Annotated in this window: 7 protein-coding genes; 4 read left to right on the forward strand and 3 right to left on the reverse strand. The window is 52.3% G+C overall.

Translation table 11 applies throughout. The features are described from left to right. Nucleotides 1-48: 48 nt before the first annotated feature. The 3 genes from Psch_RS14615 to Psch_RS14625 form a co-directional block, all read right to left on the reverse strand. Complete coding sequence (locus Psch_RS14615) at nt 49-4,347, reverse strand: S-layer homology domain-containing protein (RefSeq protein ID WP_190258606.1); 4,299 nt, start codon at nt 4,345-4,347, stop codon at nt 49-51. Between the two features lie 188 nt (nt 4,348-4,535). After that, on the reverse strand, nt 4,536-12,134 hold the full coding sequence (locus Psch_RS14620) for a fibronectin type III domain-containing protein (RefSeq protein ID WP_190258607.1): 7,599 nt from the start codon (nt 12,132-12,134) through the stop codon (nt 4,536-4,538). Nucleotides 12,135-12,382: 248 nt separating this feature from the next. After that, nucleotides 12,383-17,557, reverse strand: a complete 5,175-nt coding sequence (locus Psch_RS14625; RefSeq protein ID WP_190258608.1) for a fibronectin type III domain-containing protein — start codon at nt 17,555-17,557, stop codon at nt 12,383-12,385. A gap of 463 nt (nt 17,558-18,020) precedes the next feature. On the opposite strand from Psch_RS14625, the gene Psch_RS14630 reads away from it, so the two are divergent. The 4 genes from Psch_RS14630 (at nt 18,021) to Psch_RS14645 (ending at nt 22,736) form a co-directional block, all read left to right on the forward strand. Continuing rightward, nucleotides 18,021-19,139, forward strand: coding sequence for an Ig-like domain-containing protein (locus tag Psch_RS14630; protein WP_190258609.1), 1,119 nt, complete (start codon nt 18,021-18,023; stop codon nt 19,137-19,139). Nucleotides 19,140-19,360: 221 nt separating this feature from the next. Next, nucleotides 19,361-19,762: a LysM peptidoglycan-binding domain-containing protein gene (locus tag Psch_RS14635; RefSeq protein ID WP_190258610.1), complete on the forward strand. Its 402-nt coding sequence runs from the start codon at nt 19,361-19,363 to the stop codon at nt 19,760-19,762. Nucleotides 19,763-19,895: 133 nt separating this feature from the next. Further along, on the forward strand, nt 19,896-22,178 hold the full coding sequence (locus Psch_RS14640; RefSeq protein ID WP_190258611.1) for a transglycosylase domain-containing protein: 2,283 nt from the start codon (nt 19,896-19,898) through the stop codon (nt 22,176-22,178). A gap of 246 nt (nt 22,179-22,424) precedes the next feature. After that, nucleotides 22,425-22,736 carry a carbohydrate-binding protein gene (locus Psch_RS14645; protein ID WP_190258612.1) on the forward strand — a complete coding sequence of 104 codons (312 nt, stop codon included), beginning with the start codon at nt 22,425-22,427 and terminating at the stop codon, nt 22,734-22,736. The last annotated feature ends 82 nt before the right edge of the window (nt 22,737-22,818 follow it).

Below are 22,818 nucleotides of genomic sequence, written 5' to 3' on the forward strand. Positions count from 1 at the left end.
TGCAAATTTCCTCCTCCCTTGTGCTTTACAACTAGTTATTAGCGGTGGTTACAGTGCGTTGACGATCACCGTCACCGCTTCCGCCCTGGTAGCGCTGCCCAGGGGCTGGAAGGTGTTGTCCGGGTATCCTTTCATAAGCCCGTTCTTTACCACCGTGGCAACAGCGCCTTTAGCCCACTCGGATATACCGGAGTTATCCGCAAAAGAGGTTCCTTCGGAGATCATGGTTAAGCGCGCGGCTTTTACAACCATTATGGCCATCTGCTCGCGGGTAATCAGGTCGTCCGGACCAAAAGTGTTGTCGTCATAACCGCTGAGTACTCCGTTGGCTGCTGCCGTAGCAATATTGTCTTCGGCCCAGTGACCGGCGGTGTCCGCAAAGACTTTACCGCTTTTGGGGGTAAGCTTGAACGCCTTTACAAGTATGGTGGCAAATTCTGCTCTGGTGATGGTACCGTCGGGCTTGAAGCTGCCGTCGGGATAGCCGCTGACAGCCCCTAAGGCCACCAGTTTTTCAATGTTGTTTTGAGCCCAGTGGCCCTCGATGTCATTCAAGGTTTCCTGCGTGGGTGTGACAACCGGGGTCGCTGCCTTTGGTACGGCAAACACGGCATATTTGGTGAAATGCTCCACCTCCACAGTGATGGTCGAACCGGACACCGTGCCCCCGATATTGACCCACTTTGCCTGGGACTCGTCGTAGTAAAATACGGCCGGTACCCCGTCCGATCCGATTTGGGAAGCGTCGAATTCAAACGTCAGGGCAACTTTTTCAGCAAAGCTATAGGCAGTCTTGTCTCCAACGCTGAACTCATACACGTCGCTTACCGCTTTAAAGCCTGCGGGAATTTCCGGCGGCGAGGTTACCTTCTTGATGTCAACCGTAACAGAGCCGGTTTCTTGTAGAGCATTGGCGGGTATAACTACCCTGGCCAGGTCGCCCAATCCGACTGTCGCCCCGACAGCCGGGTCAACAGAGGCGCTCCCGTTGGTATAGGTGGGGCCGTTGGTGGTAACAGAGATCCCACTGCCACCGGAAGTGGGAGAGCCGGAGCTTGCCGCTACAGTGAAGGTAACGACTTCGTTCGTGTTTCCGTTGTTTTCGCCGAGTGTATGTCCGTTATTGGCCGTCAAATTTTTGCTGATGATGATTTTGTACGTTTTCCCGGAAGTCAGATTGCTCTTCGGGGTGATGAAGATATAGTGTAAGTTATCGTTAATTGTTGTAGAGTCTAATTTGAAAACATTTATGGGTACCTTTGTGCCTGTGCTGTCCTGCATGGTAAGACATTGCTGGTTGTTGCTCCAGACAGCATCGGTCGTCACACCCCGGTCAAAGTAAAGCCTGACCGTGGGGTTCACCGGCACAGTGGTACTCCCCTCTATGGGGCCGTCGTCGGTGGAATTGTCACCGTTGACTGTCGTCAGTGTGGAGCTTGCGGCAACGAAAGACAAAGGATTTTGTCCGGACAAACCCTGTCCGGTAATGGCCGTACTCCAGTTGCCTGCCGCATCAACCGCTTCAACCGACCAGACATATGTGTTCGTGCCCTGTTGCAACCCTGTGTCGGTGTATGTGGTCGTACTGCCGTCTACGCTGCCCAATACTACCCCGTCACGTTTGATTCTGTAGTTGACGACACCTACGTTGTCCGTGGCTGCCGGCCAGGTCAGGGTGGCTTCGGTTTGATTTCTGCTGACTGTCACCGCGGCATTGTCCGGCCATTCAGGCGACCGTGTATCAGACCCGCCACTGTGGCTACCACCACTGTCGCCACCGCTAGACGCAGCAGTTTGGGTGTAAGTGACAAACCCGGTGAAATGTTTGGTCCAGATTACGAGATCATTATCAACATCGATTTTGCCGTCCGTACCCGGCTCCAGCGCGTCACCAACGTCCTGGCTGTCGGAAGTCAGGACGTTGGTTATTTTAGTAAATGTCCCGTTCCTGTAGTAACCTGCATCCTTGCCGGCCTGGCCGGGAATGAGGATCCTGACGGCATTGCTGAATGTCAGCTGCACGTCACCAAAGCCGACTTCTATTACCGCGTTAACTGTGGCGGTTTTCCCGGTATCCGGGGTTACGGTCACGGTGTTGTTGGGCTGTACTGCGGGCACGTTGATGGTGCCGTCCCAATTGGATGAAGCCGGAGCGCTGATGGTGGTCCCGGCAGGTACGCGTACAACTACCGCGGAACTGCTAATACCCGTGTAAGCAGCTATGTCCATCGCCGGTAATGCACTGGTAGCTGTGGTAACACCGGAGGTATTCAGCAATGAAGATAGATCGAGGGTGGCATTACTTACACTGGCCGGCACGGTCAATTGGAAAGAGGGAGTACTGGCGGTTACCGCCAGATTCCTATTGCTGCCACTCTCATCAATAGTAACAATTGGACTGGTGATAGGTACTGCAGGGCTCTGCTCATTCGTTTTGGCCGTAGTCTGCAGATCAGTCAGGCTATGATTATTAGCAAAATCAGTGGCTTCCACCTTGAAATTATAGGATGAGTCAGGGCTAAGACGGCAAACATCATAGGAAGTGGCCTTACCGTCAACTGTGGCCAGCAGAGTACCATTCTGGTAGATGTTATAACTAATGTTAGGAATGTACTGACCACTGTAAGTGTCATTATAAGCCACTCCGTGGTTATCCTGAGCGGCCGGCCAGCTTAAAGTCAGGCTGGTATCTCCGAGATTTGAGACCGTGAGGCTGCTGCCATCAGCCCAGGACGGAGCGTACTGCGAGGTCGCTGTCGTGGTGAACTCGAAGGTATAGGTGGTGGCGGTCGACTTTCCGCTGTTGAAGGTAAAGCCCTTGTCGATCTCCACGATGTAGGTGGTGGAAGGCTTGAGAGCGCGGCTCACCAGGTCGAGGCCGAGGGGAGAGTTGCCTCCTATCTGCCAGAAGTACCAGTCGGTAACCACCTGCTCGTTGATGGTCTGTCCGTAGTATGCCGCCAGCGGCCCGTTATACGTCTTCGGAGTGTTGGGCTGGGTCATGAGATTCGGGAGCGTTACCGGGGCGCCGCTGTCTTTCTCGTAGATCTTCACATAGCTGTTCAGGTTGCTCACCATGGGGTTAGCGAACCCGTTGGTAAAGTACCAGGCAAGCTGGACGTTGTCGTAGTCCACCGGGTCGACGTAGCGGTACTTCAGGACAGCGCCGGTCGCATCGTAGGATGTCTCCACCGCGTTTCCATCGAAGCCTACCATGCTTGAGCTGACAGGCAGCACGTTATTGGTTACCGCCTGAACGGTGAGGGACTGCAGCTCGCTCCCGTCGGCTGCGGTAACCGTGCCCGGGGCATAGCTCAGGGTAACGGTAGCGGCGCTGGAGACAGAGTTGGCCAGGAACAGCACGATCTGGTCGGTATTAGCTCCCAGGGCCACTCCTGTGACCGGGTCTGAGGTCGTACCGTTATTAACCGTGAATTGGTTTTGGGTCCCACTGGGATCGGCCATCGCCCGGTCAAACTGCAGAATGACCTCCTTGCCCAGGTGATCGGTGGCGGCGCTGACCGGCGTCAGGCCGGCTGAAGCAACCAGGGTGGTAGCGCCCGTGCCCGGCCCGGCAGTGCTCCAGTTGCCGGCGGCATCCCCCGCCCGCACGGTGAAGGTGTAGGATGTATTTGCCGACAGGCCGGTAACGCTGTAGCTGTATAAGGCCCCGTCGACCGTACCAATTTTCGTCCCATCCCTGTAGATGGCATAAGAGGTCACGCCGGTATCGTCGGTGGCCTGGGTCCAGGTCAGGGTCAGGCCGGTCGAGGTTACACTGCCGGCTGTCAGAGTACTGCCATCCGGCCAGGTGGGATCCATGGTATCCGCAGGCTGGGGTACGCTGAATTGCCCGTTATTCACTGTTGCCGCAACGGACTGGCCCTGGGCGTCAGAGAGAATTACCCCGCTTAATCCCAGTGCGCTTGTCTGTCCGGCTTGCACTCCTGCGGCAACCTGGAACTGCAGCTGCGCTACCGTGCCGCTGCCGCCGGGAACAGGTGTGTTGCTCCCGTTGTAGATGATCACCCTTAAGTTATCACCTACCGGGTTGGTGATAACGGAAAAGCCGCTTGCCAGGCTCCCTGCGCTGGTTTGCTGGTAAATCAACTGGGTATGGTCATAGCTTAAGTCAAATTGCAGTCCGGTTACTTCACCTGAACTTGTTAAAGTAACCGGTACCTGGATCACATCCCCGGCAGCGCCGCTGACATTGCCGGCTGTCAGTACCGGAGCCGTACCAGCATTTGCCGCAATTTCAGCCGGTTGTAATACGCCTATGTATGAAGCAAGTAAAATTAATGCGAAGAGCAGTATGCCCATAGCTTTATTTCTGATGTTTTTCAATGCCTTACCCTCCTTAATACAGATCATTTCAGCTCCAATTCTGCAAGGTTTGTTATTGCTCCAAAGCATGTTTCATAGGTTGACCGTCGAGTTATTGTCGAGTTATTGTCGAGTTATTAATATACCAGCAGAGGGAAATCCGTATAGGATTCCCTCTGCGCCTTCATACATGATTTTGAGCTAATTTGTTACTTGAGGGCGTTGACGATCACAGTGACAGCTTCGGCCCTGGTGGCGCTGCCCAGAGGGTTAAAGGTGTTATCAGGGTACCCCTTGATAACATCGTTCTCGACAGCCGTGGCTACGACGCTCCTGGCCCACCAGGAGATGTCCGCGCTGTCCGCGAAGGTGGTTTCATCAGTTCCCACGGGAAGCTTCGCGGCTTTGACCACCATCATCGCCATCTGCTCGCGGGTAATCAAATCGTCCGGCCCGAAAGTATCGGTATCGTACCCGTCGGCAATTCCGTAATAAACTGCCGTGGCAATGTAATCCTTGGCCCAATGGCCGGCGGTGTCTGCAAACACTTTGCCGCTCTGGGGGGTCAGCTTGAATGCTTTTACCAGCACAGTGGCAAATTCGGCCCGGGTGATGTTGCTGTCGGGCTTGAAGCTGCCGTCAGAATAGCCGTTAATGGCGCCGAGGGCAACCAGCTTATTGATGTTGTCCGCAGCCCAGTGACCGGCAATATCATTCAGGGTGAGCGTAGTCTCTTGGCCGGGGATATCATCCTTAGCGACTGTAGTCTCTTCTTCCTGTTTGACAGCAGCGAGTACGGCGAATTTGGTGAAGTGGTTAACTTTCACGGTGATGGTAGAGCCCGACACGGCTCCGCCAAGGCTCACCCACTTAGCTGCAGTCTCGTCATAATAGTAGACAGCCGGGGTTTCGCCCGAAGCAAGGTCCGCCGGGTTGAAGCTAAACTTTAAGGTTACATCCTTGGCAAAGCTGTAGTTGTCCTGGCCGTCTACGCTGAACTCGTATACACTACCAACCAGTTTGAAGCCTTCAGACACTTCGGGAGGTTGGTCTACTTTCTGTATTTTTACTTCTACAGTACTGGTTCCCTGCAGTGAGTTTGCCGGAATTTCTACAGTAGCTTCATCACCAAGGCTTATTGTACCACCCTTACTGGGTGTTACAATTGCCGCTCCTGTCGTGGAGTTAACCGTATTCGATGTGCTTGAGCTACCGCCGCCGCTGTAACTAGTTGTCGTCACGGTGACACTGGGACCATCCGCGCTCTCATTGCCGGCCGCGTCTACCGCCTGCACCTTGAAGGTATACCGGGCGCCCGCGCTCAGACCGGTTACATTGTAGCTGGTATCAGCAACCGGGCTCGCGGTCAGCAGGGTGGTTCCCCGGTAAACGTTGTACCCGGTCACGGCGACGTTGTCTGAGGCGCCGCTCCAGGTCAAGGTCAGCCTGGTCCGGCTCACGCTGGAAGTCGTCAGGCTGCCGCTGCTCCAACTCGGCGCGGTGGTGTCGGACACAACCGCAGTTTGGGTGTAAGTGACAAATTGGGTAAAGTGCTTGGTCCAAACCACCAGATCATCACCAGCGTCAATCTTACCATCACCGCCCGAGGTCAGAGCGTCACCCGCCTCCTGACTGTCAGAGCTCAGGAAGTTGGTTATTTTGGTGAACACGCCTCCCCTGCTATAACCAACATCTTTGCCTGCCTGACCTGGGATCAGGATCCTTACAGCTTTATTGAAGGTCAATGGCACATCGCCATAGCCAATTTCTATGACAGCGTTGACTGTAGCAGTTTTTCCGGTGTCCGGTGTTACCGTTACGGAACCGTTAGACCGAACTGCCGGCATATGAATGGCGCCGTTCCACCCTTCGGGAGCGCTTACGGTGGCTCCTGCCGGAATGGTTACCTGCACTGGGTCGGCGCTGACGGAAGTATTGGCTGCTATGTCCAGCGCCGGTAAAGCTGTTGTGGTTACCGTACCTGCGACAGGCGCGTTGAGCAATGCCGACACGCTAACCGTCGCGTCGGTTACACTGGCAGGTACTGTGATCTTGACATCGGCCGGTGTATCCGCGGTTACGGCAAGATCTTTATTGGCGCCGTCATCCGTGATCGTCACACTCGAATCAGTAATCGTTACGGCATTGCTTGTCGCCACCGTGACGCTGGGGCCGTCCGTGCTCCAGTTGCCTGCCGCGTCGCCTGCCTGCACGGTGAAGGTGTACTGGGCGCCGGCGGTCAGACCGGCAACATTATACGTCAGGGTGTTACCATCAACTGCAGCCACTTCCGTACCGCCCTGGTAAACCTTGTAGCCGGTTACGCTGACGTTATCCGTGGCGGTGGTCCAGGTCAGAGTCAGTCCGGTCTGGGTTATATTGCCAGCCGTCAGAGTACTGCCATCCGGCCAGGTGGGTTCCATGGTGTCCGCAGGCTGGGGTACGCTGAATTGACCGTTGTTCACTGTTGCCGCAATGGACTGGCCTTGGGCGTCAGAGAGAATTACCCCGCTTAATCCCAGTGCGCTTGTCTGTCCGGCTTGCACTCCTGCGGCAACCTGGAACTGCAGCTGCGCTACCGTGCCGCTGCCGCCGGGAACAGGTGTGTTGCTGGTGCTGTAGATGATTACCCTTAATTTGTCTCCTACCAGGTTGGCGCTAACAGTAAAGCCGTTTGCCAGGCTCCCGGTATTGGCTTGCTGGTAAATCAACTGGTTATGGTCATAGCTTAAATCAAACTGCAGTCCGGCTACTTCACCCGAACTCGTTAAGGTGACCGGTATCTGAATCACATCTCCGGCACCGCCGCTGGCGTTACCAGCCGTCAACACCGGAGCCGTACCAACAGGAGGCGACAATGTGGATACCGTGGCAGCCGGGCCGTCACTGCTCCAGTTGCCGGCGGCGTCGCCCGCCTGCACCGTGAAGGAGTACTGAGTGCCAGCGCTTAATCTGGTAACATCATAAGTCAGGGTACTGCCGTACACTGTATCCAGTACCGTACCGTTCTGATAGACCTTGTACCCGGTTACATCCACGTTATCCGTGGCGGTGCTCCAGGTCAGGGTCAAGCCGCTCTGGGTAACATTGCTCGTGGTTAACGAACTGCCGCTTGCCCAGGTGGGCGCTGCGGTGTCAGCAGGCTGGGGTACGCTGAATTGCCCGTTGTTCACTGTTGCCGTAATAGGTTGGCCCTGGGCATCGGAAAGAATTACCCCGCTTAACCCCAGTGTGCTTGTTTGTCCAGTTTGCACTCCTGCGGCAACCTGGAACTGCAGCTGCGCTACCGTGCCGCTGCCGCTGGGAACAGGTGTGTTGCTTCCGTTGTAGATGATCACCCTTAAGCTATCACCTACCGGATTGGTGATAAGGGAAAAGCCGTTTGCAAGGCTTCCTAAGCTGGTTTGCTGGTAAACCAGCTGGGTATGGTCATAGCTTATGTCGAACTGCAGTCCGGTTACTTCACCCGAACTTGTTAAAGTAACCGGCACCTGAATCACATCCCCGGCAACGCCGCTGACATTGCCGGCTGTCAGTACCGGAGCCGTACCGGTATTAGACGACAGCGTGGATACCGTGGTTGCCGGGCCGGTAGTGCTCCAGTTGCCGGCGGCATCGCCTGCCTGTACGGTGAAAGTGTATGTCGTGTTTGCCGACAGGCCGGTAACGCTGTAGCTGTATACGGCGCCGGCGACCGTGCCAATCTGTGTTGTGTCCTGGCAGAGGGCATAAGAAGTCACTCCGGTATCATCGGCGGCCGGGGTCCAGGTCAGGGTCAGCTCACTGCTGGTGACGTTGGATGCCGTCAGGCTGCTGCCATCCGGCCAGGTGGGCGCGGTGATATCGGATGAAGCAGCGGCAGCCGTAGTCACCGAGGTGCTCGGGCCGGTAGTGCTCCAGTTGCCGGCGGCATTCCCCGCCTGCACGGTGAAGGTGTATGTCGTGTTTGCCGACAGGCCGGTAACGCTGTAGCTGTATACGGCGCCTGCAACCGTGCCAATCTGTGTTGTGCCCTGGTAGATGGCATAGGAAGTCACCCCGGTATCATCGGCGGCCGGGGTCCAGGTCAGGGTCAACTCACTGCTGGTAACGTTGGATGCCGTCAGGCCGCTGCCATCCGGCCAGGTGGGCGCAGCAGCCGCTGCTGTTGACTGGTACAGGATATTGTTTTGCGTATCATAGATGATGATTTCTGCGTCAGAACCTGTAAATGTGTTGGCGTCGAGCACTGCTTGCGCCGCGGCCTGGGCTGAAGCTGCATCCGTGATGGCAACCCCGTTGAGGGTGGCGCCGGCAACGGCTTCCAGCCGGGAATTAAAGGTATTGCCGGTTATAGTCACGACACCGGCCTCAATGCAGTTATTGGCCCCCGAGGCAAAAGTGTTGTTGGTTATGGTCAGCTTCTTGCCTGTGCCAGGTGTTCCCAATGTAGAAGCGGTAGCAAAAACGGCATACTGTTTCGTTTTGGAAACCTGGCAATTATTGAGAACTACTTCATATTGCTGTGTGGTATTATTCTCGACAGCATTAATAATATAACCGTAATTATCCATTCCCTGGAAATTAATGCTATCCAGGTTAATGAAAAGGTAGTCGGGCACAGAAGCAAATTTGTTTATCGTTGATACTCCATTACCGTCAAAGGTAAAGTTGCCCAGGTTTAGACCCTTTTGCCAATCCGGCCAGAAGATATATTCACCACTAAAGTTTGCCGAGATTGATTTACCCTTGAAGTCATATGTGCCTCCTACCATCATTGCATTAGTCAGAACGATGTTTTTCACCTGGGGCTTGTCGAGTGCGATTTTAAATTCGTCCCAGGTTCTGGCTGGGGTGGTCTCCGTCCAGCGCACGGTTAAGTTATACACCTTGGTGTCCGTTACTGACCCACATGTGATGGTTTCAGTCAATGTGACATCAGCGGAATCAGCGTCGGCCGGTTTGGTTACATAGAAGCTGTTAGGATCCAGAATTGCGCTATTTGAAGATGTATAGCTTACCGTAGCGTTGGAATAAGGTTGTTGCTTCCGACTTAAGTTCTGGGTTACGCTATCAGCGCTGTCCCCAGCGGCAAAAGTAACCAGGTCCATGGCCTTAATAGCTGCCACGATATCGGCATCATCCAGCGGAACGTATACACTGATTTCCGGCAGCTTCGCCGATATATTGCCGAACCAGTCTATGACTTCTGCGCTATAGCGATAGGTATGTCCTGCCTCAACGCTGGTATCATAGAAACCTGGGGCAGTTACAGGACTAAAATACCACCACCAATTACCGATATAATCTTTGTTGACATCGTAATGACCCAGCAGGACATCATCACGGTAAATATTGTAGCTAACGATGCCGGCGGGGTCCGGGTACACATCTGTACCAGCTTTGGGCTCTTTAATGTCAAGCCGTACTTTATCGGACGAAATCGAAGGCGTATCAAAGGCATACCCCACCGGTGCTTGCGTATCTTCCCAGACGCCAAAGTCTTTAACAAACCGGTAATCATAATACGCCGTTCCGGTTATATTGCTGCCTTGCACCTCTGGAACGATGCCGGTGACCCATTTTCCTTGAAGCGGGTAAACCGTACATTTTTCAGGGTTTACTCCCTCTACCAGGGGGGAAGTTATCTTCATCGCGCCTTTGAACTCAAAACCGGTAAATTCCGCATGTATAAATTTGCCAGCCACTTTAAGACCTGGGACAGGATCCGGTGTGTATTCGGTAACTGTCATAGTAGCACCTGAAGGAACTTTTAAGTTCAACAGGTCGATGACAAGTCCACCTTCATAGATCATCGGGCGGCCGGTATAAATCGGGTAAGTGCTTCCGGGATTGAGTTTCGGGGTAGTAACAGTTACCTGGGGACCGTCACTGCTTTCGTTGCCATTGGCGTCAAGCGCTTCCACTTTTATAGTGTTATCCGTACCGGAAAAAAGCGGCAGTGTACAGCTGGCATCGGTAACGGTTGTTTCATCCGCCAGAGTACTGGCATCACTGCCCTGGTAGAGCTTAACCTTATAGCCTGTCACCCCGATGTTATCCCAGGCCCCGCTCCAGTTCAGCGTCACACTCTGCGGGCCCAGATCGGCAGTGGTAAGGCTGCCATTGGTCCAGGCGGGCGGGGTCACGTCATAAGCATTGGTGGTCAAAGTGAGACTGGGGCCATCAGTGCTCTCGTTCCCGGTCGTATCCACTGCCTGGACGGTAAAAGTATACTGGGTAGCGGGAGTGAGACCGCTCACAGTATAAGCAGTTGCCGTGATCGGGTCAGGCGTCAATAAAGTGGCGCCCTGGTAGAGCTTGTAGCCCTTTAGTTGATTCTGGTTGTCGGTTGCTACGCTCCAGTTCAGGGTTACGCTGTCCGCAACCAGCCCGGTTTGCGTGAGGCTGCCGCTGGTCCAGGCGGGCGGAGTGGCGTCTAATGTGGTTGCCGAAACCCTGGGTCCGTAGAGACTTTCGTGCCCATCCCCGTCCACCGCCTGAACGGTAAAGGTGTAACTGGTATTCTGCGTAAGCCCGCTTACATTGTAAGTGGTCGTAGTTACCAGGTCAGGCGTCAGTAAAGTTGTGCCCTCATAAATCCTGTAGCCGGTGACAGCCACATCATCTGCCGCCGGGTTCCAATTCAAAGTCAGGCCGGTGGCGGTCAGGTCCGAAACAGTGAAAGTCCTGTCCGGCCAACTGGGTATCGTTGGATCAAATTCAACAGACTTAACCAGGCGAATTCGATAGTTGCTATTATCCGCAATATAAAGTTTACCGGTCCCGTCAATCGCCACACCATACGGTGAAAAAAATTCAGCGGCGGTAGCCAGTCCGTCATAAAAACCATAAGTTCCACTACCTGCCAGAGTACTGATATTGCCGCTGGCGTCCACCTTACGGATTCGCTGGTTATTACTATCGGCAATGTAAATATTGCCTGCGCTGTCCACTGTCACTCCATGAGGATAATCTAGCTGCCCGGCGGTAGCCGGACCACCGTCGCCGCCAAAACCACCGGCGCCGTTGCCTGCCACGGTGCTAATAACACCAGCGGTATCCACCTTGCGAATTCGGTTATTTTGGCTATCTGCAAAGTAAAGATTGCCTGCGCTATCTACGGCCAGCTGATAAACCTGCGATATTTGCGCACTCACAGCCGGCCCGCCATCGCCCGAATAACCGTTGCTTCCAGTCCCCGCTAGAGTGCTGATGTTGCCGTTGTTATCTACCTTGCGAATCCGGTAGTTGTTACTATCAGCAATATAGAGGTTGCCTGCGCCGTCTACCGCCAGCCCGTAAACATACGATGATATTTGCGCATTGACAGCCGGTCCATCATCGCCTGCATAACCGGAACTCCCGGTACCCACCACGGTGCTAATGTTGCCGCTGGCGTCAACTTTGCGAATTCGATAACTTCTATAACCGGCAATGTAGAGGTTTCCAGAGCTGTCTACCGCCACCGCTGTTGGAGCTTTCAGATCTGCATTCAGGGCTGAACCGCCGTCACCTGAATAACCGGAATTGCCGGTACCCGCTACGGTGCTGATATTGCCGTCGGTGTCAATCTTGCGGACTCGATGATTGTATTGATCAGGTATATAGATATTGCCTGCACTGTCAACCGCCAGCCCGTAAACACTCGATATTTGCGCACTAACAGCCGGTCCGCCATCGCCTGCATAACCGTTAATTCCAGTACCGGCCACAGTGCTGACCACATCCACTGTGTTCCCTGCCGCAAAAGCAGGTATGCTGCCAGCCGCAACCAGGAAACACAACATGATGGCAATTAAAATAAGAGGTTTATGTTTGTTTTTCACTTAATAATCACCTTCAGCAAATTGATATAGCTTCTTCTTTTACATAGATTGCGTAATATCAATTATCGGTCATCCATAGTTATGAGCCGCCTGCTATCACAAGAAGGCAAGCCGCGCAGGGGGAGTTGTCTATTCCCTTGAAATAAATTGTTTAACCCATTAAGGGAATCACCTATCCCCCCCCCTGCCCTGCGGTATGCCTTTTCCTGCAATTTTTTAATGGTTTACCAAAGTTGCTTATCCTGCCATCAATTTCCTACAGCCTTTTTCACCATCTGCACCACATCCAGGATATTGATATTACCATCACCATTGAGGTCGGCAGCATTTAACTGCGCCGCAGTCGGAGTTGTCTTACCTGAAGCGAAGTTAACTGCCTGCACAACATCCAGGATATTAACTGTACCATCATTGTTTACATCACCCCAGGTATTGCTAGCTAATGCCTTCATGGTTTGGGTAACCGCAGCGTCGTTATAACCTGTGGCGTTTACTACGATTGCATAGTCTTTAGCTGCAGTAAAAACACTCGGATCAATGGTGATGACACCGGCAGCGACGCTGTACCTGGCCTTGTCCACAACCGCACCGTCTACGGTTATGCCGGTAATGGCCGCCCGCCAGGCTTCATTGTCGGCAAAGGTTAGCTTCACTGACAGGCCGACGGTGTTATTAACAGCAGCTGCCAGGGATGGCGCCAATAATTTTGAAGAGGAATCTGCAACCATGATCTGGTTGACAAAAATATCCGGATACCCGTTGGCCCTGATCACTACCGTATCATTCTTGGGGTTTTCAAACACACCGGCAGCAATCAGGATATGGCCCGGGGTTATGGTGCACTGATTGAAAACAGAAGTACCGAGATCCGGCCAGGCGCCCTGAACTCCCAGGAGCACGTCACTGATTGAATTCATCCATTCCGTATCGCCCTGAAAATAGATATCCACCGGCTGCCCGATGTATCCGCTCTGGCTGCCCTGAGCCGGAGTGGTGACGGAGATGCTGGGCCCATCTGTGGTTTCGGAATTCTCTGTATCCATTAACTCCAACTTGAAGTTGTAAGTCGTCCCTGGTTGCAGTCCCGTTACATTGTAGCGGCAGGTAAAGGGAAGAAGGGTGTAGCCGTAGGTGAAAGTAGTCAATACTTCGCCATTCTGGTACAGTTTGTATTGCAATCCTGAACTGGCGCTTTGCCAGGGCTGCGCCCAATTCAAGGTAAGACTGGTGCTTTTGAGGTTGCTGACAATAATTTTGTTATTTATGGACCAGTTCATAGCGGAGCTGGCTGCTGTTCTGGCGGTTACACTGGGACCGGGGCTATACAACCTGCTCAACGCGTCTTCAGCATAGATCTGGAAAGTATACTCGGTATCCGGTTGTAATTCATTAACTTCACAGCCCAGGCAGCCCGGTGCAGTCCAGCGGGCTGTCCTTTGACCATTAACACCGATCCAATAGGCGTGGAGCCCCTCTTTATCAGTAGCCGGGGTCCAACTCAGTATTACACTGTTGGGGTTTACTGCAGTTACAGTGACCTTACTGCCTTCCGGCCAGACCGGGAGAGTATTGGGCAGAGTCGCAGCAGTGGTAACAGGACCGTCCAGACTCCATTTCCCCTCGGCATTGCCGGCTTCAACTCTGAACTGATAGGTTTGACCGGGCCGCAGGCCGGTGACATGGCAGGAAGTATTACTGACTATAGCGATCAGGTCAGCTCCCTGGTACACCCGGTATCCGGTCACGCCCACGGTATCACTGGCTCCGCTCCAGGTGAGAGTCAGTTCCGTTTCATCAATGGCACTGGCGGTGAGGGTACTGTTCGCCGCCCAGGCAGGCGCTCCCAGGGAGGAGGCAGTCTGGTCATCCGTTGCCGCCTGATACAAGACCACCGGATGGAAAACACTGTCCACGTTGTTGACAACAACTACCGGTCCGCTGCCGGCGGTCAGTTCATTATTTGTCAGCAAGGCTGTTCCCGCAGTCGCTGCAGACGCCGCATCGGTGATCTTTACACCATTGATGACGGTATTGGCTGTCGACTTGGTTTGAACTAAAATGCCGTCATCACAATTGCTGATCTTGTTCCCGATCAGGGTCGCAGTACGGCCCGGGGTGATCAGTAATCCCGCCGAAGGTCCGCCGCTGGTCATGGTTCCCTGGTATCCTGTAATGGTGTTGTTAACAGCGGTAAGGGTTCCGATTTTATCGTAGAGTACACCATAGCCAGGTTTGCCGGCGCCGTCGAAGGTACAGTTCTCAATCCTGATGCCCGTTGGCTCATTGACCGCATTACCCTGTGTAACGATGACAGGCGCCACTTTGGTGCTGCCGAAGCGGCAATTGGTAAGCACGAGGCTGCCGCCGTGGGAGAGGATGAAACTGTCCAGGTTTTCCCCGCCCTTGAATTCCACGTTTTCGAAGTTATAACCGCACCGGCTTTGCGCCAGAGCCACAAAGGAATAGTTTAAAACCGGGTTTGAGGATAAACTTGGGTCTGAGGTCTGGTTGGCGTCAATCACGGCATTTTTGATAATTATGTTAACACCGGCGCTGTTAATAGCATTAACTGCAAATGGCTCCACTACAAGGGTCTTGCCCTTGGCATCAAAGACATTATTGGGAAAATCAGGAAAACCATCTTTAAGAATAATCGTCTGAATATTGTCCCGATTTATAGCATACTGGAGTTCAGACAAGGTATGAACAGGCATAACCCCGTTGGCCCAGGGTTCCCAGGTCACCCGCAGCTGTTTCGATACAGTGACAGGATCAATTACTTCACCGCGTTTTATCGTTGCCGTTAAGGTTACCACTTTATCACTACCGTCAGCTGTTTTAATCACCCTAGCAGATTCTGCAGATGACATCTTAATAATTTCCGGATCACTGGAAGTCCACCAAATACGGACTTGCTCATCCACGGACGTCGTAAAAGGCAGTTGGATATCGGTAACCACGTGGTCGGCACTGTCCCCGTCCGCATAAACAATGGGAATAGTCCCATCTTCAAGCTGTTGCCTAATCGTGGCAAACACATCGGCGTCTGAACTGAACAATACTTTGACGCCCCCTGTGAGATTGGGCTCTTCATCCTCCGGGGTTGCATTATTAGCACACCAGCTCCAATTGCCCATGGGGTCATAGGCTTTCATATTGTAGGCGTAAGTCTGACCTACCTGCAGAGTGGAGTCGGCGTCTGTGAAGGTAGCGCTTCCGAACCCTCCGGAGCCGTCAACGTAACCCACCATTTTGCCGTCCCGGTACACTTCAACATAACTGATACAATCATTGTCATAGCACTGGATCTGCGGGAAGACAATTTTATAATTCTCGATATCAACAGTGGGAGGGGCTGTAAAAGCCACCGGTCCGGGTGCCGTATTGTCGTAGAAGACTTGATAGACAAAAGTCCCGCCCGCTTCCGGCACATCGGTGGCGGTTACACTAATCAGGTGATTATCAGCCTGACTGCGGTCCGGGGTCAGGTACAGCAGATCCCCGGTATATACAGACATCTTGTTGATATCCAGGCTCGGGTCCACCGGGAAAGTAAGGGTTACTTTCTTACCGTCTCCGGTACCCTGGAGATAAAACTCATAAGCAAACCCTACTGGAGTGATAAAATACTTTCTATTGATCACAGTACGCTTAAGACTGACCCGGTTGGTCGCAGCAGGATCAAGGTTTTCCGCCGTGACGGTGACATTGTCTTCAAAACAAAGAGGAACGCCGTTTTGCATCTCCACTTGGTTCCCGTCCTCGGTCAGGAAGACAGTCTTGCTGGCTGTTGCGCCATCCCCGCCTTTGACCCGCACTTCCACCTGACTGGTTCCGGTAAGGATGCTTAATGCAGCAGCGTCAATTGCCGCCGTCGTTCCCGTATAGGGCAGGGCAGTCCAGTCACCGGAGGTGCTGCCGGTAACAATCCGGTATTCCAGTTCGGCTCCATCAGGTAGTCCGGTCAAAGTTAATGTCTGGCCGGACAGCAAGGCGCTTGTCAAAGCAACGTCAGGGATGTCCGCCACTGTGGTAAAGGGAATCTCCACCGCAGGCTCACCCAGTGTACTTCCATTTTTAAAGGTAACGTCCGGTGATACGACAATCTTATAAGTTGAGTTGGGAGTTAACTGGGTCTGGGGTTGAACAAATAAGTTGGTTTTCTCGGGATTTTGTGTATTACTTGTATCTCCCAAACTAAATACATTCACGTTTGGCACCTGCTGGCCGCTGCTGTCCAGCAAAGTAATACAGTTGATATTCTGGGCAGTGTTAGCTATCACATTATAGGCAAACTTCAGTTTAATAATGGGGTTTAGCGGCGCCAATACACTGCTGTCAATTGCTTCTATATTCGTTGAAGTAATGTTATCGCTGTTGATGCTAGCCAGATAAGCGGTGACTCTGGTGTCCGCGGTTACAGCAGCTGCTGTAGTCGCATCAGCAGACGGGCCGCCGCTGCTCCAGTTGCCCGCCGCATCACCGGCTTCGACTTTAAAGCTATATGGAGTGCCGGCGGTTAGCCCGGTGACATTGTAATTCAACGTGTTTCCATCGACTGTCGCCAGAACCGTATTGTCCTGGTATATTTCGTAGCCCGTCACACCCACATTGTCGGTGGCCTCAGTCCAAGTCAGGGTCAGACTGTTTTGAGCCACATTACTCGCTGTCAAGGTGCTGTCGGACGGCCATGCGGGCGCTGTGGCATCGCTTTCAGGTGTTGCTGCTGTTGTTGCAGTCGTTGCAGTTGTTGCAGCGGCCGTAGGTCCGTTACTGCTTTCATTGCCGGCGGCATCCAGGGCTTGTACTGTAAAGGTATATGCGCTGGCAGCGCTCAGGCCACTGACGTCATAAGTTGCAACATCCCCCAGCGCAACTAAAAGTTCTGTCCCCTGATAGACTTTATAACCGGTTACAGCCGTGTCATCGCTTGCTCCTGACCAATTCAGAGTCAAGCCGGTCGCTGTTATATTGGCCGTGTCGAGCACTCCGTCAGTCCAGGCGGGTGCAGTTTGATCTGTTGAACCCGAAGCAACTGTTGCTGTTGTTACTGTGACGCCGGGTCCGGTTGCGCTTTCATTGCCGGCCGCATCCAGCGCCTGCACTGCGAAATTGTAGGATGTTGCGGGCTGCAGGCCGCTGACGTCACAGGTATCGGCCCCATACACCATGGTCAGCACAGAGCTGTTCTCATATACTATGTAGCCCGTCACCCCGGTGTCATCCTGGGCGCCGGACCAGTCCAGGGTCAGGCTTTGATCAGTCACAGCGGTGGCATTGAGCGTACCGTTTTCCCAGGCGGGCGGAGTTGTATCCGTTTCTGCGCCTGCTACAGTCAACGGCATGATATTAAGGAACGACGATAGCAACATCAATGCCGTGAGCAGCCAGGACAGGGCGCGACACTTTGCTTTAAAACGCATTAGCCTTAGTTCCTCCTTTTTAATTGATGATTAATTGCTTAACTATCCAATACAATAGCCTTATCTGAAGGCGTTTTTATCCCCCCTCTTTCTTTTAATATCCCGTTGGTACAGCAATTGTGTTCCCGGCTTCCCCCCCCCAAAAAAACAAACTATCCAGCAAGAAGATGCTTAGATGTATTTTTGTCTCGTTATATATGTTTTCGTCATTTTAAATTGAGCTGCACGGCCCATCCTTGTGGGCATCAAAACCATATGCCTTTAGGCAATATATATTATAGCATAATTTAACATGATGAAAAACTACATATTAAATTATTTTATTTTGTTATGTATGTTTTTGTTTAGTAATGAAATGAGCAATAAGATATTCTGATAAATGCAGCAACCGAATCAGACAACCAAATATTGTTTATTGTCTGAAATTATGGCATAATCCTTACTAGGGAGATGACCTGCATCCATGAACTTTGGTAATCGCTTGAAACAGATTAGAGAACGCCAGATGCTTTCAACATCCAAGTTATCCAAACAATCCGGTCTAAGCCAGTCGTTTATCTGGAGAATTGAATCCGGAGAAAAGCAGCCGACGCTTGAGACTCTAAGGAAACTATCACTTGGGCTGGGGATGAGTTTAGGCGAGTTGCTCGGTGAAGAGTTGTTGAGTGAACCTGAATCGCCGAAGATCAACAGGATCGTCGGCAATATACGAAAACTCCCGGTCGAACAGGTTGATGCGCTTGATTTATTTATCGCCTCGCTTTCCCAGGGACACGCGGCTGGTGAGAACCCATTAACCTTACAGGCAATTAATCTTAACCACCCTGATCAGGATCGTTTTGAAATTGAGTTGGTCTTCTCTGCCAATGTTTCCGCCATCATGGATCACCGGATCCCGGACGGCACACAGAGGAATATGACGGGCTTCCATCTGTTTGACGACGGGATGAAAGAAGTGCCTATCGATGTCATACCCGGAAACAAAAAAATGCTTGGGCAGAGAGCTGAAAGAACCTTTATTGTTAGGCCCCAGATCCGGCTTACTGACGGAAGGGCGTATAAGCTGAACATATCCAAACTCTTGCAAGCCAATAACTACAAATATCTGAAAGAAAACCACACGATCACATTTTCAACGTACGAAATCATAGACATCACGCCCTTTAACAAGAAACTGTGCAGTCCTTATCTTTCACTGACACTGGACGGCAGCAATATCTCATCCGGCGACGAGAATGTTCCGGTTAATACCGATATCAGGCTGACATTTTCCAGCAACGTCGTTGCCAATGCGGTGCGGAACCACAATCTGCAGTGCTTTTCTATGGAAAGCAGCAAGAAGCAGCCCGTTGAGATAGATGTTACCATGGCTGAACCGAATGATAATTCCGAGAAGAAAAAGGAAATCATTATCCATCCCCGGCACGGCTTACATAGAAATACTGTCTATATCCTGACCATCTCCGAAAACCTTCAGGGCGCCAATCAAAAGCTGTTGGGAACCGACAAAGTTATCACCTTCACCACCGGCAATGCCAACATCACCGGTACCGATGAACAAGACGGCTCATCGATTGCGTAGATGGAGAGCGGCGCCGGAGGGTGAAGCTCAAGCAAGGCCAGATAATCGAGGTTATCTTGAGCCGTTTTTTTTATGCCCATCTTCAGGCGGATCTTCTCCTCGCCGGGACCATATCTTTGTAACCGTGAACGATGTCAGGGAGGGCTTTTTTGAAAGCAGGGTCCCTTCTGGTTACACTTTCTACCACTGAAGAATATTATAGGGAAAAAGGAGGTGTCCTTATGGACTACGTCATCCAGCCCGGTGATACGTTAACATCCATCGCGGCCCGCTTTGGTGTCACTGTTGAAGACATTGTCAGAGTCAACCCAATACTTGTAAATCCGAATGCCATCTACCCCGGGCAGATTATCCATATTCCAATCGCAGGTGTAAGCCCCATACCAAAGGGGTCGCTTTACATTATCCAGCCTGGAGATACGTTGACTTCAATCGCATTAAGGTATAATATCCCGCCGGGGGCGCTATTGCAGTTCAATCCCCAAATTACCAATCCCAACTTGATTTACCCCGGTCAGATTATTACCATTCCCCTGCCTTATGCAGCCTTACCACAGATGCCGGTGACCCCAATACAAAAACCGAACTTGCCTCCCAACTTTCCACCCTTCGACCCCTTTTGATGATAAAATTTCCGATAAGGTCCTCCACAGGAGGCCTTATTTTTTGCTTTACCCAACAGGTAATATTTGTTTATTACATGCCCTTAAGGATATGTTATAATTCAGTAAATTGTTTAAATGGAGGATCAAAGACTTGGCAAGAAGGTTAAAAAGGAAGTTAAAACTTTCACGGTTCTTTTTTCTTCTGCTGGGCATCGCCATCATAGGCGCCGGCTGCGTGCTGGCGGCCGTGCTCTTTACCAGTATCAGGGATTTGCCGGTGATCAGCCCGGGCGCCCTGGAATCCGGCGCCTCCACCATGATTTACGACAAGGACGGCAACCTGGTTACCAATGTTGGTCTTAAAAACAGCGTTCCGGTTGATTTAGAGGAAATCCCCGACAATGTTAAGAACGCCTTTTTGGCCATAGAAGACCCGGCTTTCTACCAACACCACGGCATCAGCATCCGCGGTATTGCCAGGGCCGCCTGGTCCGATCTGACCTCCAGGCAAATCGTTGAGGGAGGCAGCACCATTACCCAGCAGCTGGTCAAAGTCTCTTTTCTGACCCTTGACCAAACCGTCAAGAGAAAAATCCAGGAAGTTATCCTGGCCTTCCAGGTGGAAAGGCGCTACACCAAGGATGAAATCTTGGAGATGTATCTCAATAATACATTCTTCGGTGAAGGCGCCTACGGCATTCAGGCCGCTGCCCAGACCTTTTTTGGTAAAGATGTAAGCGAGCTTACCCTTGAGGAGGGAGCCCTGCTGGCCGGACTTCCTCAGGCGCCAAGCGCCTACAACCCATTTAAAATTTATACTTTGGAAGGCCAGGAAAAAGAAAAACAAATTAATACCGTTATTTCAAGGCGTAACGCTGTACTAAACAGCATGGTCAAGAACAATTTTATCTCTCAAGAGCAAGCTAACCAGGCCAAGGATACGGAACTGAAGCTGGACACCAATGAGGTTTCCCAACGACAGTACCCGTATCCATATTTTCTTGATTACGTAACTGAACAACTGATTGAAAAGTACGGCGAGGCTGAGGTATTCAAAGGAGGTCTTAAGGTATACACCTCCCTTGATCCTAAAATACAGCTGATTGCCGAGGCAGCTATGAGCAGGTCCTCCAACTTCCCCTCCTCAAGCGCAGACGCCAACGGTGTCGTGCAACCCCAGGGGGCAGTGGTAGTCCTCGACCCTCAAACCGGTCATATCGTTGCTCTGGTGGGTGGGCGGGAACATACCCAGAAGAGGTCCTGGAACCGGGCCAGCCAGACAACACGCCAGCCGGGTTCTGCTTTCAAACCCATCGCCGCTTACGGGCCGGCCATTGAATACCTTGGACGCGGGGCTGCCTCGGTGGTTGACGATGTCCCGGTAAGCTATGGCTCCTACTCGCCACGCAACTCTGACGGTGTCTTCCGGGGCTTGCTAACCCTGCGGGAGGCTCTTACCCGTTCAGTGAACATAGTTGCCGTAAAACTTTTAAATGACACCGGGATTAATAATGCTGTCCGGTTTGCATCCGGGCTTGGCATAAATCTTGATCCGGACGTGCACGGCCTCAGCATGGCGCTTGGCGGCCTGCATGAAGGGGTGACACCGCTGCAGATGGCGGCTGCATATGGCGCTTTTGCCAACCATGGTGTGTACATTGAGCCTACCGCCATCATTAGAGTTGAAAAAGCAGACGGGATCATCCTCGATCAGCATGTCTCCAAGCAGCGATCGGCCATGAAGGCTACCACCGCTTATCTGATTACAGACATGCTGCGCTCGGTGATCCAGAGCGGTACCGGAACCGGCGCCCAAATCGGGAGACCGGCGGCGGGTAAAACCGGGACCACCGACGAAGGTAAGGACATCTGGTTTGTTGGTTATACCCCCGAGCTTACGGCGGCAGTGTGGATCGGCTACGATACTCCCACATCCATGCAGCAGGCTTATGGCGGCATGTATCCGGCCAAAATCTGGCAGGAAATTATGAGCAAAGCCTTAAGCGGCCTTCCGGTCCAGGGCTTCACCCCACCGACCGGGGTGGTCTCGGCAACGGTCGACAGCAAGTCCGGTCTTTTGCCGGGGCCAAACACACCTGCCGACTCTTTGGTAACGGACTTGTTTGCTGAAGGAACAGTGCCAACGGAGCAGGATAATGTGCATGTCTTTGTGGAAGTTTGCGCGGCCAGCGGGCAGCTCCCCAACCAGTACTGTCCTGACCGGATTATCAAACCACTGATTAAACTGCCCTACCAGGTCCCTGCCACCGTACTGGATTACGCCCAGCGTGTACCTACTGAGACCTGCACTATACACGGCCAGGGTATTACGCCGGAACAGACCGGAGCTCCGGTCAACCCGGCCATCCCGGTTACAAAACCCAACAAAACCAACCAGACTGAGAACCAAAGCGATAAAGATAAAAGCCAGTAAAATAATTTAAAAGAAAAAAGCAAAACCCCTTTCGAAGGGGGTTTTGCTTTTTTCTACCTTAAAAATGCAGGTGCGAATTCATTCGCACCTGACCCCGTAGAAATGCAGTATACAAAGGCCTCTCAATTTTCAATTTCACTTGAAATGCTTGAACCGGATGCCATTTTAAGGTACTCATAGTAAGTCGCATTCTGTTTAGAATAATAAACGAACCCTAACTATCATAAAATTCAGGAGGTGACACAAGTGTACAATCAGGGATGGTCCGACCAGCAACGCGGTGTGCAGGTAAAGGCCCTTAACCCTCAAGCCAGTGACATTACGGTTTATTATACCGGCCTGCTAAATAAGGCAGGAGCAACCCAGGTATTTCTTCATGCGGGTTTTGGCGACCCCAAGCACTGGAGCGTCACGGAAGATTACCGCATGCAGCGTACACCGGAAGGTTGGAAAAAGAGCTTCAACATGGAAGACAATACCGTTTCCTTTTGTTTCCGGGATTCGGGCAACAACTGGGACAATAACAACGGAAACAACTGGACTTACAGAATAACCTAATCGAGTAGGGTAATGCTGCAGTAATTCTCTGCAGCATTATCCCTCTCACAGAACCGTACGTACGGGCCTCGTATACGGCTCC

The sequence above is a fragment of the Pelotomaculum schinkii genome, from assembly GCF_004369205.1.
GTDB classification, from domain to species: domain Bacteria; phylum Bacillota; class Desulfotomaculia; order Desulfotomaculales; family Pelotomaculaceae; genus Pelotomaculum_C; species Pelotomaculum_C schinkii.

Bases quoted from the DNA above. Each gene is read 5' to 3' on its own strand.
- Psch_RS14625 (WP_190258608.1), bottom strand. From the start codon at position 17,557: ATGCGTTTTAAAGCAAAGTGTCGCGCCCTGTCCTGGCTGCTCACGGCA.
- Psch_RS14630 (WP_190258609.1), top strand. From the start codon at position 18,021: ATGAACTTTGGTAATCGCTTGAAACAGATTAGAGAACGCCAGATGCTT.
- Psch_RS14635 (WP_190258610.1), top strand. From the start codon at position 19,361: ATGGACTACGTCATCCAGCCCGGTGATACGTTAACATCCATCGCGGCC.